1 protein-coding gene is annotated in these 541 nt (G+C 45.1%); it reads left to right on the plus strand.

The window, feature by feature from the left end:
* The first annotated feature begins 84 nt into the window (after window positions 1-84).
* On the plus strand, window positions 85-372 hold the full coding sequence (gene tnpA, locus AC04NP_RS30615; RefSeq protein WP_482863937.1) for an IS66 family insertion sequence element accessory protein TnpA: 288 nt from the start codon (window positions 85-87) through the stop codon (window positions 370-372).
* Window positions 373-541: the final 169 nt, after the last annotated feature.

Consider the following 541-nt stretch of genomic DNA (forward strand, 5'->3'; position numbering starts at 1 on the left):
TTATCAGTATCCCTACGGCCAGACACCTCTTTTGCCGCATTTATTTATCGATGAACTTTGCTGCTTAAAACAAAGTGACAAGCAATGCGATCAGAGAAATTACGTCAGCAAATGTTTTCCTTGTGCCGTCAATGGGAAGAAAGCGCGGAGACCAGGGAGTCTTTCTGTAAACGGCGTCAAATCAATATAGGCAAGTTTTCCTATTGGCGCAGCCAATATCTGGCTGAGGAGAGGCCGCAAGAAGCGCAATTCATAGCGCTTACCCCTGCGGTGAATTCCGGCATGGAAATCCGCTATCCGAATGGAGTGGTCTTGAAAATTACTGAGAAAACGACTTTGGCTGAACTTAAAGCGCTTATCTGTCTGATCTGATGTTTTCTCTTACCTCTTCCCACCAGTATTTTTTATATAAAAGGCCCACCGACATGCGGAAAAGTTTGTGTGCCATGAACATTGTTTCAAAATTGAGACAATGGCGCTATATAAAAGATGAGGGTAGGCCCCTCGGAGTCGACTGGCAGAAGTTGATTCCAAACCGGTG

Source organism: Agaribacillus sp. DX54, assembly GCF_056858335.1.